This is a genomic window from Micromonospora aurantiaca ATCC 27029, assembly GCF_000145235.1.
Classification (GTDB): Bacteria; Actinomycetota; Actinomycetes; order Mycobacteriales; family Micromonosporaceae; genus Micromonospora; species Micromonospora aurantiaca.
This window is the reverse complement of the sequence record NC_014391.1, coordinates 4,417,009-4,430,324: the sequence shown is the minus strand read 5'-3', so window position 1 is coordinate 4,430,324 and position 13,316 is coordinate 4,417,009. Positions and strand designations below refer to the sequence as shown.

Genomic DNA, 13,316 nt, shown 5'->3' with positions numbered 1-13,316 from the left:
GATCCCTCACCGCCGCGGTCCCTGACGTTGTACGACCGCGGGCCGGGCGTGTCTGCTCAGAGTTGAGCGCCCGCGATCGGCCCGGCCGGTTACCATCCCGGGTCATGACGAGATACGTCGCTCTGTTGCGTGCGGTGAACATCGGTGGCGGTAGCTCGATGGTGATGACGGAGCTGAAAGAGGTCTTCGTCTCCTGCGGCTTCGACGGCGTGGCCACGTACATCCAGAGCGGCAACGTCGTGTTCGGCTGCCCCGAGACCGACGAGGTCGCGATCCTGGCCGAGATCGACAGGGGCATCAAGCAGCGGTGGGGTCGCGACGTGCCGGTGCTGCTGCGCAGCCTGGACGAGCTCGACGCGATGATCGCCGCCAACCCGTATCTCGACGTGCAGACGGACCACACGAAGCTGCTCGTCACCATGCTCAGCGGCGACCCCGGCGCGGACAAGCAGGCGGCGCTCGCCGCCCCGCCCGGCGAGAGCGGCACGCTGACGCTGCTCGGCCGCGACGTGTTCGTGCACGTTCCCGACGGGTACGGGCGCAGCAAGCTCAGCAACGCCTTCGTGGAGAAGAAGACCGGTGTGGTCGGGACGACCCGCAACTGGCGCTCGGTGCTGAAGCTGCGCGACATGGCGGCGTCCTGACCGCGTACCCGTCATCGCGGGCTCACCATTGACGGGCCGGACACGGCGCCCGAGGCGCTGTCACCGGCGTCGGCGGCCCGCACGAACCGGTCCGCCAACGACAGCAGCGGGCCGGTGAGAAGCGTCGTGACCAGCGCCATGATGAGCAGGGCGAGGAACAGCGGCGGGCTGAGGATGCCGGCCTGGAACGCGACCTGGAGCACGATGAGCTCGGTGAGCCCGCGCGTGTTGAGCAGGATGCCGATCCGTGTCGCCTCTGCGGGAGAGCAGCCGCCGAGCCGGCTGCCGAGATAGCCGCCGCCGATCTTCCCGGCGAGTCCGAGGACGAGCACGACGACCACCAGCGACCACGGCGTGCTGGCGACCGCGCCGGTCAGCGCGGTGAGCCCGGCGCTCACGAAGAAGATCGGCAGCAGCGACCGCCCGAGCCGCGACACGGCGGCGGTCGGCGCGTCCCAGGGCTCGCCGGGCGGCACCGCCAGGCCGACCAGGATCGCGCCGAACACCGCGGTCAGCCCGAGGAGGTGGACGCCGAAGCCGACCACGAGAGCCACCACGCCGAGCACCACGGCACTGGCGGCCGGCCACCGGCCGCACCACAGTGCCGCCCGGGCGCGGCGCAGCACCCATCGGATCCCGCCGGCCAGCAGCAACGCGCCGGCGAGGACCGCCATCGCGCGGCCGAAGGTCGCGGGGTCTCCGGCGCCCAGCCCGACGGCCAGGGACAGCAGCAGCCAGCCGACGACGTCGACGACCACGGCGGCGGCCAGCGCGAGGGCCCCGGCCGTCGTCTCTGTCAGGCCCCGCTCGGTCAGCAGCCGCGCCAGCACCGGTACGGCGGTGATGGACAGCGTCACCGCGACGCCCAGCACGAAGGCCGGCATCGGCGCGTCGCCGCGTACGGCCGGTCCGGCGACGAACTGGACCCACAGTGCGACGAGCACCCCGCAGGCCAGCGCCGGGACGAGCGCACCGGCGGTCACCCAGGCCAGCCTGCGGTCGTCGCGCGCCGGCCCGACCCGCAGCTCACGCGCGAGGCCGACCAGGAAGAGCACCAGGGCACCCTCGGCGACCAGGCGCAGGAGTGCGCGTATGTCCTCCGGCAGCACCGCCGCCAGCCCGTCGTGACCGGCGAACAGGACGAGGGCCGGGCCGACGAGGAGACCGGCGACGATCTCCCCGATCACCGGCGGCTGCCGCAACAGCCGCGCCACGGCTCGTCCGGTCCCGCCGACGAGCAGCAGCGCCACGAGCAGCGCGGCTCCGTGCAGGAGGACCAGGACGGCGCTCATGCGGACAGTTCCCGGTCGCCGCGCAGCAGGCGTGCGCCGTTCACCGGCCGGATCGGCTCGGCGCCCCACCGGGCGGGCTCGTACTGTCCGCACTCCACGTACCGGGTCAGCGCCGGCTCGTTGATCAGGAGATATCCGCCGGGCAGCTGATCCACCAGCTTCGCCGCGCGGAAGTGCTTGAGGAACAGCCCGACGCGGGACCGGGTGGTGCCGACCATGCTGGCCAGCTCCTCCTGGGTGATCTTCGCGTCGATCTGCATGCCGAGGTTGAGCCGCCGGCCCACCTTGCGGGCGAGTCGCAGCAGCGTCGCGGCCAGCCGGTGTTCGCTGTCCATGGTGACCAGTTGGGTGATGGCCTGCTGCTGGTCGAGCAGCTTGGCCATGAGGAACCGGGTGAAGTGCCAGTTGAGCTGTTCGTCGCTGCTCAGCAGGTCGAACAGCTTCGCCGAGTTGACTCTCCTGATCACACTGTCGCGCATGGCCCGGGCGGTGTCGTGGCGTGGCCCGCCGAGCAGGCCGAGCTCGCCGAACATGTCGCCCCGTGTGTGGATCGACAGCAGGCACTGCTTGCCGTCCGCGGAGGACGCGATGGTCTTGAACTGGCCGACCTCCACGAGGTACATCCGCAGATCGTGGTCGCCGGAGTTGTACGCGGCCCCGCCTCGCGGGACGTGTGTGCGGACGGCGAAAGTCGGGTCGTCCCGGATCAGCCGATGCAGCTCGTTACGCAAACTGGTGGTGGCGCCGGCGATTCGCAAGGAGGCCTCCTGGCGCCCGATGTCGTGGCTCGGGCGTGTTGTCAGGTTCCTGATCATTCGCTGGTGAAATGCGTGACGCTATCAATCGTTGACAGTACAGCCGCAACGCCGGCAAGTATTTCTTCAGCCGGTGTCGGCAAACTGTCGGAATTGCAATACGGCCCGTGCCGGCCGTTCGTCCCGTCGGTCGTGCTCGGCATGCCGCGCGCCCGGCGCTGAGGCGACTCACCTGCATTTCCGCAGGCAGGAGCGCTTGATCTGGGCGGCGGCATGGCGCGACCTACGATGTCCATCTATCTGTGGTGTCTGGTTTCTTCCATGTTCGGGACGCGTTCATCCAGTGAAGCAAATGCATGCAAGGGGCCTTTCGGGGGTGTGGGCGAGGGTTGCGCATACTGCTTGATTGAGCCGTATTAATGCCCGCCGCCATCGTAACTAATTGGGTGGCGGGTGTCTACGCAGCGCAATGACCAGGCATTTTGCGACCTCGGTTGGGTTCGTAGGGGGTGATTGTCAGCGGAATGGGAGTCGGCTGGCCTTTTTAATGATTTAGGTCAATTTGCCTCGCTGAGCAGCCGCTCGGTGACCGACTCGGCGTGCCGGGCGCGCCAGTCGGCCAGCGGCTCCGCCGCGACGAGCCGGTTGAACGCCCCGACGTCGGTGGAGGCCGGCACCCGGTAGTTCAGCCGCTGACCCGGCGTTCCGCGCAGGGCCGCGGCGGTGGCCTCCCGGCAGTAGGCGGCGCAGACCGACGCGAGCACGCGCCGGTCGTCCCGCCCCGCGACGCCGAGATCGGCGCGCACGTCGTCCAGCGGGCGGCCGAAGTGCGTCCGCTCCAACTCGGCGAGCCGCCGCGGGCCGACGTCGGCCAGCCGGTCGTAGCGCAGGAACATCCGGTACAGCTCCTCGGCACGAGCGGCGAACAGGGTGCCCCGGTGCGCCACCGGAGACCGCGCGCCGAGCTCGAACAGGTCCGGATCGGGCGCCTCACGGATGTCGGTGACGTCGAGCGCGGCGAGCAGATCCTTCGCCGCGTCCGACGTGGCGGCCTCGGCGGTGCACTGGTTCACCGTCGTCGTGACGACGAAGTCGGCCCCGAGCGCGAAGGCGGCGGCGACGGCCGCCGGGGTGCCCACCCCGGCCACCCCGATCCGCGCCCCCGGCGCCTCCCGGTCGCGTAGGGCCACCAGAGCCGGCACCAGCGCATGGGCGTCCCGTTCGACTGCCACGTCGGTGGCGACCGCCTCCCGTGCCGCCGCGCCCGCTGCTCCGCCGTCCAGGTGCCCGGCGGCGGCCAGCGCCCGTACCGTCGCCGGGTCGGCGGGGCGCAGGAACCGGACCGCCGTGGCCAGATCCGGGGCACGGACCAGGACCTGCCGGGGACCGTCGCCGTAGCGGAACCGCACGAGCTGCGGCGACACCACGGCGAGCGGACCGGTGACCTCCACATGGCGGACGTCGTGGGCGAGGTACAGGTCGCACAGCGCCCGCTCGTCACCACCGGACGGCCAGGCCATGCCGTACCGGCGGACGTCGCGAAGCTCGGCCAGCGCGGCCCTGATCTCCGGCGGCGCCAGACCCTGGGCGCCGAAGAAGCCGAGCAGTCCGGCCTCCGACAGCCGTCGCAGGAACGCCGGCGACGTGACGCCGAACGGGGACGACCCGGCCAGGCAGGCGTACCGGATGCCGTAGTCGGACCGCAGCCCGGGCGAGCCCGCCGGGCGCGGACGCGACGCGGTGGCCGGCGGTGGGCCGAGGGCGGGACCTCGCGCCACCGGCGCGGCCGGCGCAGTCACCGGAAGCGCGGCCGGCGCGGCGGGCGCGACCGACGTCGCTGGCGGGGGCGGCGGGACCGGCGCGGGCGGCGGGACGGGCGCGGCGGGCGCGAGCGGCCCGCCGGGAGCGGGTGCCGGCAGGCTCCCGGCGGCCCGGCGCCACATCTTGGTCAGCACCTCACCGGGACCGACCTCGACCGGCTCGGTCACCCCCGACCGGGCCAGCAGGCACATCGTGTCCCACCACCGGACCGGCTCGACGAAGTGCCGCAGCAGCGTGCCCGGGATCTCGCCCGGGACGTGGGGCGCCCCGGTCACGTTGCTCACCACCGGGATCGACGGCGGGCCCGGCGTGACGTCGCGCAGGGCCACCGCGAACGCCTCCGCGGCGCCGGCCATGAACCGGGAGTGCGCCGGCACGCTGACCGCCAGCGGCACGCACCGGCCCGTACCGAGCCGCGGCACGGCGTCGACGACCGCGCGGATGCCCGCCGTGCTGCCGGCCAGCACGAACTGGTCGGGCAGGTTGTGGTTGGCGAGGTCGACGTCCGGGATCCCGGCCAGCAGCTCCGTCACCCGCGACAGCGGCAGGCCGAGCACCGCCACCATGCCGCCGCCGGTCACGCTCTCCATCAGCCGCCCACGGCGGACGACCAGGCTCAGCGCGCTGTCGAAGTCCAGGCAGCCGGCGAGGTGCAGCGCGGCGTACTCGCCGAGGCTGTGCCCGGCCACCACCTCGGGTGGCGGACGGCCGTCCGCCAGCGCGGCCCGGGCGGCCAGCACGCTGACCAGGAACACGGCCGGCTGCACGTACCGGGTGCGGCCGAGGTACTCGCCCCGGGCGTCCCGGCACAGCTGCGCCGGCGGCACGCCGATGAGCCGCTCGGCGGTGGCGCACTCGGCGGGGAAACGGTCCAGGAGACCCTCGCCCATGCCGGGATGCTGCGATCCCTGCCCCGGGAAGACCCACGCGCGCACGGCGATCACCGTTCCCAGGGGTAGCGGCCGTGCGCGACGAACTCCGTGATCCGCTGCCGCACCGCGGGCGCCGACATCAGCCGGCCGAACTCGGTGACCGCGTGGTCGCGCAGCCGGTCGTCGACGCCGGAGAACGCCCGGAAGTACCGCTTGGCGTCGCCGACGACCACCGGGTCGAGGCGGTTGAGCCGGAACAGCAGCTGCCGCAGCACCGTCTCGGGACGCTCGGCGACCTCGTCGACGAGATGGATCCGGTACGCCTCGGCCGCGGCGATCGTCTGCGTGCTCAACGTCGCGGCGTACGCCTTCTGGAACCCGACCCGCCGCACCAGGAACGGCAGCACGCAGCAGGGCAGCAACCCCCACAGCGCCTCCGGCAGCGCGAACGTGCTGCGGGCGGTGGCGTGCACGAAGTCGCTGGCGGCGACCAGCCCGACACCACCACCGGCGACCTGCCCGTCCACCTGGGCGATCACCACCCGCGGCACTGTGGTGAAGCGTTCCAGCAGGGCGAAGAACGCCGCGCCCCCGTCGGACGCGCCACCGTCACCGGCGGCGCTCTGGAAGTCCATGCCCGTGCTGAACACGCCGTCACGCCCGGCCAGGACCACCGCCCGGCAGGCGGCGTCGCCCTCGGCCTCGTCGAGTGCGGCGTGCAGCTCGCGCAGCGTCTCGTCGTCGATGCCGTTGCGCCGCTCCGGCCGGGCCAGCGTGACGCGCAACAGCCCGGGCTCGCGCCGGAGCTCGATCGTGCGGTACGCCATCGGAGCTCAGGCCGCGCCGCTCGGCACCTGCGGCAGCAGCAGCGTGTCGCGGATGCTGCCCTCGATGAACAGCCGGTCCCAGGTGCCGCCGCCCTTGGACTCGTGCAGCCGGCGCCGGCCGAACACCTCGGTGGCCATCTCCTTGCCGCGCTCCAGCTCGCGCAGCTCGTGGTAGTCGTCGACGCTGCGCAGGTGGATCAGCTGGAACAGGTGGTCCTGCTGGCCCCAGGTCTGCTCGTACAGCGTCGCGGTGACCCGGCCGGCGAGCCGCTCGTTGACGAAGTGCTGCCAGTGGGCCGCGTACATCCGGCCCTCCTCGCGGAACTCGTACTTGACGTCCGAGGTCCGCATGACGATCGCGCCGGCCGTCGCCGAGTTGATCTGCTGCTCCGGCGGCTGGTTGAGCTGGGACGAGGCGGGCGGCACGAAGGTCGCCGGCTCGGCGTCGTCGCCGTCGTGGTCCATCCCGTGCTGCGGTACGAGCACGTCCTCGTGCAGGCTGCGGTGGACGAAGATGCGGTCCCAGTTGCCGCCGCCCTTGTGCGGCAGCCGGTCCTCGTCGGAGATCCGGCGGAACTCCAGGTCGTGGTCGACCATGTTGAGCAGGATCCGGTAATCCTGCGGGGACTTCAGGTGGATGAACCAGTGCATCCGGTCCCGGCCGCCGAACACCTCCTCGAAGGCGAACGACGTCGCCACGCCCTCCTGCGAGGTGTTGATGTACTGCAGCAGGTCCACGCTGAACTGGCGCCCCTCGGCGGCGAACCCGTAGGCCATCTGGCCGACCCGGTGCAGGATGAAGCCGGAGTTGAGCGTGTGCAGCACCCGCTCCAGCGGCAGCGACGATTGGTTCAGCGCGCGGTACGGCTCGACCGTCGTGGTCATCGGTTCGCTCCTCAGGTGAGATCGCCGGTTCCGGCCCGTTTCTACGGGGGCGGCCGACGGCGTGTCTGCTCACGGTTGAGCGGGCGCCGGAAGCAACCGGCCTGCTCAAGGTTGAGCAGGCGAAGCCGGTACGACTGCCTAGCGTGATGACTCGGCCGGGATCCTCGGCCGTCGACCCTTCCCAGGCGGGCAGGTGCCGTGACGCAACAGACCGATCCAGCCCACGCCGTTGTCCTCTCCGCCGCCGATCCGGAGCGGCTACGCCGGTCCGCGCACCGGCTGCGCGAGCACGTCTCCACCGCGGACCCGGCGCTCGACCTCGCCGACGTGGCGTACACCACGCAGGTCGGCCGGATGCCGTTGCCGCACCGGCTCGCCGTGCGGTGCGCGAGCGTCGCGGACCTGGTCGGCGGACTCGACGCCTACCTGCGCGGCGAGGCCCGCGACGGGGTGCTGCACGGCGTCGCCGGGGCGCCGTTCGCGCCGGCCGCCGCGCCGACCGACGCCGACGCCGCCGCGGACTGGGTCGGCGGCGGCCTGGTCGACTGGCGGCGGTACTGGCCGGGACCACGCCCGCGGGTGCCGCTGCCCGGCTACCCCTTCGGTGCGGCGCCGCCGGCCCCGCCCGCCGCACGGCCGCGCGACCCGGCCGGGTCGCTGCGGGCCTATCTGGTCGAGGTGTACGCCGAGGTGTCCGGCCTGCCCGCCGAGTCCGTCGACCCGCTCCTGCCGCTGACCGAGCTGGGCCTGTCGTCGTTCCTCGTGACGCGACTGACCGCCCGGCTGGAGAACGACCTGGGCGAGCGGTCGCGGACGCTGTTCTTCGAGCACGCCACCCTTGGAGAGGTCGCCGCGGCGCTGGCGGCGGCCGGCCGCACGGCTCCCGCCGGCGCGGCTCCCGCCGAGCCCGCCGAGCCTGCCGAGTCCGCCGCACCTGCCGCACGCACCGAGTCCGTCGCACCTGCCGAGTCCGCCGCACCGCCCGCTGCGGACGTCGTGCCGGCGCCGGCCGTCGCCGTGGAGCGGGAGCCGGAGGAGGAGCGCGAGACGGAGATCGCGGTGATCGGCGTCGCGGGACGCTACCCGCGCTCGCCCGATCTCGACGCGTTCTGGGACAACCTCGCCGGCGGCCGCGACTGCGTCACCCCGCACCCGCCCGAGCGCGCGCGACCGGGATGGCCGACCCACCTCATGGACGGCGGGTACCTCGACGACGTCGACCGGTTCGACCCGCTGCTGTTCGGCATCACCCCCCGCGACGCCGCCCTGATGGACCCGCAGGAACGGCTGTTCCTCGAAGTGACCTGGGCCGCGCTGGAGAGCGCCGGATACACCCGCGCCCGGCTACGGGAGCGGCACCACTCCTCGGTCGCCGTGTACGCGGGCGCGATGTGGAACGAGTACCCGCTGTTCGGGGCGGAGCGGACGCTGCGCGGCGTCCCGCAGGACTCCGGCGCGACGCTCGGCGGCATCGCCAACCGGGTGTCGTACTGCTTCGACCTGCACGGCCCGAGCCTCACCGTGGACACGATGTGCTCCTCCGCGCTGGTCGCGCTCGACCTGGCGGTGCAGAGCCTGCGGCGCGGCGAGGCCGAACTGGCGGTGGCCGGGGCCGTCAGCCTGTCGCTGCACCCGAACAAGTTCATCCAGCAGCACCGGATGAAGCTCACCGCGACCGACAGGCGCAGCCGGACCTTCGGCGCCGGCGGCGACGGGTTCGTGCCGGCCGAGGGGGTCGGCGCGCTGATCCTCAAGCCGCTGCGGCGGGCGCTGGACGACGGTGACCCGGTGCACGCCGTGATCCGCGGCACCGCCGTCGTCCACGCCGGACGGACGAACGGCTACATCGTGCCCAGCCCGGTCGCGCAGGCCGACGTGGTACGGCGGGCGCTGCGCGACGCCCGTACCGGACCCGCCGAGATCGGCTACGTGGAGGCACACGGCGCCGGCACGGCGCTCGGCGACCCGGTCGAGATCGACGGCCTGACCCGGGCGTACCGGGACGCGGCCGGGACCGACCTGCCGCCCGGCAGCATCCCGATCGGCTCGGTGAAGTCGACGATCGGGCACACCGAGGCCGCCGCCGGACTCGCCGGTCTCACCAAGGTCATCCTGCAACTGCGGCACGGCGTGCTCGCGCCGTCGCTGCACGCCGACGAACTCAACCCGAACATCCCCTGGGACGCCGTGCCGTTCCGGGTGCAGCGGCAGCGGGCCGAGTGGACCGGCCCCCGGGTCGCGGGCGTCAGCTCGTTCGGCGCCGGAGGGACCATCGCCCACGCGGTCGTCGCCGCGCCACCCGCCCGCACCCGCCCGGCCGCGCCGCCCGGCCCGCAGCTCGTCGTCCTGTCCGCCTACGACGAGGACCGCCTCGACGAGGTGGTGCGGCGGCTCGTCGCGTACCTGCGCCGGGACCGCGGACCGAGCACGGCGGACCTCGTCGCCGCGGTCCGGCGGATCGCCGCCGGGGAGCACCCCGGTTCGGCCGCCGACCACGCCGCCGCGCTGCTGGCGCACGACGGGCCGGCCCTCGCCGACATCGCCTACACGCTCCAGGTCGGCCGGGAGCCGCTGCGGCAGCGGCTGGCGGTCGTGGTCGAGGACGTCGCGACGTTGTGCGAGCGTCTCACCGCCTACCGCACCGATCCCGCCGTGCTGCGCGGCCGCGCGCCCGCCGCGCCGGACCCGGACGCCGTGCCGCCGGCCGGCGCGAGCCTGACCGACCTCGCCCGGCACTGGGTGGCCGGCGGCGCCGTCGACTGGGCCGCGCTCCACGAGCCGGGCCGGACTGTCGTGGACCTGCCGGCGTACCCGTTCGCCCGCATGCGGTGCTGGGCGCCGGAGGACACACCGGCCGGTGTGTCCTCCGGCACGCAGGCGCCGACCGTCGCGGCGGCACCGGGCGCCGAGGTGCCGCTCTACGTCAAGGGGTGGGAGCCGGATCCCGATCCCGGGCCGGCCGCGTCGCCGGTGGCCGGGGTGATGCTGTGCGTCGGCGGCAGTCCCGATCTCGTCGCCCGTCTCGGCGGCCTGGCCGTGCGCGACGTGGCGGACCTCGCCGCCGTGCTGTCCCGCGTGCCCGACGTCGGCGGGCTGGTCGGCCTGCCCGGCGGGCCCGGCTGGGAGACCCGGGTACGGATGGTGCAGCGGCTGCTGGCCGAGCGTCCCACCACGCCGTTGCGGATCCTGGAGACGGCCGTCGACGACGTCCGCACGGCCGGCTTCGTCAAGGTCCTCGGCGCCGAGTACGCCCGCGTCACCGCCACCGTGCTGCACACCGACCGGACCGGCGACGACGCCGATCTCGCCACCCGGATCCTCGCCGAATGGGTACGGGCCGACGCCTACGGCGAGGTCCGGTACGCCGACGGCCGGCGGTACCGGCCGCGCCTGGACCTCGTACCGGCGCCCCACGCGCCGCTGCGGTGCGACCCGGACGGGGCCTACCTGGTGACCGGCGGCACCCGGGGCGTCGGTGCGCTCGTCGCCCGGCACCTGGCCGGTCACGGCGCCCGGTCGATCGCCCTGGTCGGCGTCCACGCGGACACCGGCGTCGCGGACGACCTGCGCGCCCGCGGCGTGCGCGTGCTCCAGCACGCCGGCGGGTTCCCCGGCGTCGAGGAGTTCCTGCGGCAGGTCCGCGCCGAACTCGGCCCGCTGCGGGGCGTCGTGCACTGCGCCGGTGTGGAGAGCCGGGGCAACCCGGCGTTCCTGCACAAGGACCTGGCGGACGTCCGCGCGGTGATGGCGCCCAAGCTGGACGGCTTCGAGACCCTGGCGCCGCTGTGCGCCGACGACCCGCTCGACTTCTTCCTGGTGTTCTCCTCGGTGTGCGCCACGGTGACCGGGCTGGCCGCCGGGGTCTCCGACTACGCCGCCGCGAACATCGCCGTCGACGAGCTGGTCCGCGCGCGGATCGCCGCCGGCCGTACGGAGTTCCGCTCGGTGGACTGGCCGCAGTGGGCACAGACCGGGTCCACGAGCGGACGCCCCAACCCGTGCGCGCCGGCCGGTCTCGCCCCGCTGGACGACGCCGCCGGACTACGCGTCGTCGACCGCGTGCTCGCCCTGCCGGCCGGCGCGGTGGTGCTGCCGTGCCCGCCGCTCGGCGACGCCCCCGACCCCGACGCCCTGCTGCGGCTGCGCCCGCGCCGCCCGGCGCCGACGTCACCCCCCGTCGTGGCAGGCGCTCCGGCTGCCGGTACGCCCGCCCCGGGCTCGGCGACAGCCTCGGTCCCAGCCCCGGCCTCGGTCCCAGCCCCGGCCTCGGTCCCAGCCCCGGCCTCGGTCCCGGCGTCGGCCTCAGCCTCGATTCCGGCCCCGGCGCAGGCCCTGACGACGGGCACGGCCACGGCCCCGGCGGCGCCGGGTGGGCCGGCGGCCCCGCCGGGCTGGCTCGTGGGCATCTTCTCGGCGGCGCTGGGCATTCCCGAGCGCGACCTCGACCCGACCGTCGAGTTCGGCGACCTGGGCGTGGACTCGGTGCTCCTCGGCGAGCTGCTGATCCGCATCGAGGAGCGGCTCGGCACCCATCTCGACCCGGCGACGCTGCTGCTGCACCCCACGTTGGAGCGCCTCACCGCCCACCTCGGCGTGCAGGCCGCGACTCCCGAGCCCGAGCCGCCGACTGCGCCCGAGGCGGTGAACTCGCCCGGGCCGGTGGCTGCGCCCGTACCCGTGACTCCACCCGACGCGGTGACGGCGCCCGTACCCGTGACTGCGCCCGTACCCGTTGATGAGCCTGTGCCGACGGCGGCGCAGGCGGCGGTGGTCGCGGGCGGCGGCGCGCGGCCGGACCTGGACCGGCGGGTGGCGGTGATCGGCATGGCCTGCCGGTTCCCGGGAGCGACCGACGTCGTGACGCTGTGGGACAACCTGCTCCACGGGCGCTGCGCGGTCACCGAGGTGCCGGCCGAGCGGTGGGACCACCGCCGCTGGTACTCGCCCGAGCCCGGCCTCGGACGGTCGATCAGCAAGTGGGGCGGCTTCGTCGAGGGCATCGAGTGGTTCGACCCCGGCTACTTCGACATGAGCGACGACGAGGCGCGCTGCCTGGACCCGGCGATCCGGATGTTCCTGGAGGGCACCGCGGAGTGCCTGGCCGAGGCCGGGTACGCCCCGGACGAACTGCGCGGCCGGCGCGTCGCCGTCGTGGCCGGGGCGCGGCTGTCCGACTACGGCCGACGCGTCCCGATCCGCACCGACGTCCTGCGCTCCGACCAGAACTTCATCGCCGCCCGCGTCGCACACCACTTCGACCTGCGCGGCCCGAACCTGGTCGTCGACAGCGCCTGCTCGTCGTCGCTCGTCGCGGTGCAGGTCGCCTGCCGCAGCCTGCTCGCGGGGGAGTCGGAGCTGGCGGTCGTCGGCGGCGTCGAGGTGCTGCTGGACCCGGAGACGTACCTCGACCTGAGCGCCGCGCGGGCGCTGTCCCCGACCGGCCGGTGCTGGACGTTCGACGAACGCGCCGACGGCTTCGTGCCCGGCGAGGGCTGCGGCGTGGTGCTGCTCAAACCGCTGGCGGCCGCGCTCGCCGACGGCGACCGCGTCCACGCCGTGATCGACGGCGTGGCGGTGAACAACGACGGGCACACGATGGGCGTCACCACCCCCAGCCCCGCCGCCCAGGCCGACGTGGTCCGGCAGGCGCTGGCCGCCGCCGGCCGGCGCCCCGCCGACATCACGATGCTGGAGGCGCACGGCACCGGCACGCTCATCGGCGACCCGATCGAGCTGCGTGCCCTCAACGACGTCTTCGGCGACCGGCCCGGCGGCCGGATCGAGATCGGCAGCGTGAAGTCGAACCTGGGCCACCTGCTCAGCGCCGCCGGCATGGCCGGGCTGTTCAAGGTGGCGCTCGCCCTGGAACACGGCACGATCCCGCCGACGCTGTTCTGCGACACCCCGAACCCGCGGTTCGACTTCGACCGCTCACCGCTGCACCCCACCACGGAACCGGTCGGCTGGCCGGCCGGACGGGAACGCGTCGCCGGCGTCAGCTCGTTCGGCCTCGGCGGCACCAACGCCCACCTCGTACTCAGTGGCGCGCCGCCGGGGCCGGTACGCCGGGCGCCGCTGCCCCGCCCGGTGTTCCGGCGCAGGCGGCTGTGGCTCGACGGCGACGGCCCGGCCGGGGCGCCACCCCCGGCCCGGCCGGACACGGGCGAGCCGCTCACGGCGTCCCTGCTGCGACTGCAACTCGTCACCACCGACTGACCAG

Annotated in this window: 7 protein-coding genes; 2 read left to right on the top strand and 5 right to left on the bottom strand. The window is 74.2% G+C overall.

Going from position 1 to position 13,316, the window contains the following annotated elements; genetic code table 11:
* The first annotated feature begins 104 nt into the window (after positions 1–104).
* The gene (locus tag MICAU_RS19405; protein ID WP_013287050.1) at positions 105–644 is read left to right on the top strand and encodes a DUF1697 domain-containing protein; all 540 of its coding nucleotides are present in this window, start codon (positions 105–107) and stop codon (positions 642–644) included.
* An 11-nt stretch (positions 645–655) separates the two neighbouring features.
* Here MICAU_RS19405 and MICAU_RS19400 read toward each other — a convergent pair whose 3' ends face one another.
* The 5 genes from MICAU_RS19400 to MICAU_RS19380 form a co-directional block, all read right to left on the bottom strand.
* Entirely contained in the window at positions 656–1,936 is a 1,281-nt protein-coding gene (locus MICAU_RS19400) for a cation:proton antiporter (RefSeq protein WP_013287049.1), read from the bottom strand.
* Positions 1,933–2,751 carry a Crp/Fnr family transcriptional regulator gene (locus tag MICAU_RS19395; protein ID WP_255367944.1) on the bottom strand — a complete coding sequence of 273 codons (819 nt, stop codon included), beginning with the start codon at positions 2,749–2,751 and terminating at the stop codon, positions 1,933–1,935. The genes MICAU_RS19400 and MICAU_RS19395 overlap by 4 nt, the downstream gene beginning before the upstream one ends.
* A gap of 497 nt (positions 2,752–3,248) precedes the next feature.
* Positions 3,249–5,447 carry an acyltransferase domain-containing protein gene (locus MICAU_RS19390; protein WP_280512909.1) on the bottom strand — a complete coding sequence of 733 codons (2,199 nt, stop codon included), beginning with the start codon at positions 5,445–5,447 and terminating at the stop codon, positions 3,249–3,251.
* A 5-nt stretch (positions 5,448–5,452) separates the two neighbouring features.
* Positions 5,453–6,211 (bottom strand): enoyl-CoA hydratase-related protein, encoded by a 759-nt coding sequence (locus MICAU_RS19385; protein WP_013287046.1) that lies wholly within the window; start codon positions 6,209–6,211, stop codon positions 5,453–5,455.
* 6 nt (positions 6,212–6,217) lie between these two features.
* Positions 6,218–7,096, bottom strand: coding sequence for a DUF6039 family protein (locus tag MICAU_RS19380; protein ID WP_013287045.1), 879 nt, complete (start codon positions 7,094–7,096; stop codon positions 6,218–6,220).
* Positions 7,097–7,294: 198 nt separating this feature from the next.
* Here MICAU_RS19380 and MICAU_RS19375 point away from each other — a divergent pair, with 198 nt between their 5' ends.
* Positions 7,295–13,312 (top strand): SDR family NAD(P)-dependent oxidoreductase, encoded by a 6,018-nt coding sequence (locus tag MICAU_RS19375; RefSeq protein ID WP_013287044.1) that lies wholly within the window; start codon positions 7,295–7,297, stop codon positions 13,310–13,312.
* Positions 13,313–13,316 lie beyond the last annotated feature (4 nt).

Coding starts and splice junctions, on each gene's coding strand:
- MICAU_RS19405 (WP_013287050.1), top strand. CDS start 105: ATGACGAGATACGTCGCTCTGTTGCGTGCGGTGAACATCGGTGGCGGT.
- MICAU_RS19400 (WP_013287049.1), bottom strand. CDS start 1,936: ATGAGCGCCGTCCTGGTCCTCCTGCACGGAGCCGCGCTGCTCGTGGCG.
- MICAU_RS19395 (WP_255367944.1), bottom strand. CDS start 2,751: ATGATCAGGAACCTGACAACACGCCCGAGCCACGACATCGGGCGCCAG.
- MICAU_RS19385 (WP_013287046.1), bottom strand. CDS start 6,211: ATGGCGTACCGCACGATCGAGCTCCGGCGCGAGCCCGGGCTGTTGCGC.
- MICAU_RS19380 (WP_013287045.1), bottom strand. CDS start 7,096: ATGACCACGACGGTCGAGCCGTACCGCGCGCTGAACCAATCGTCGCTG.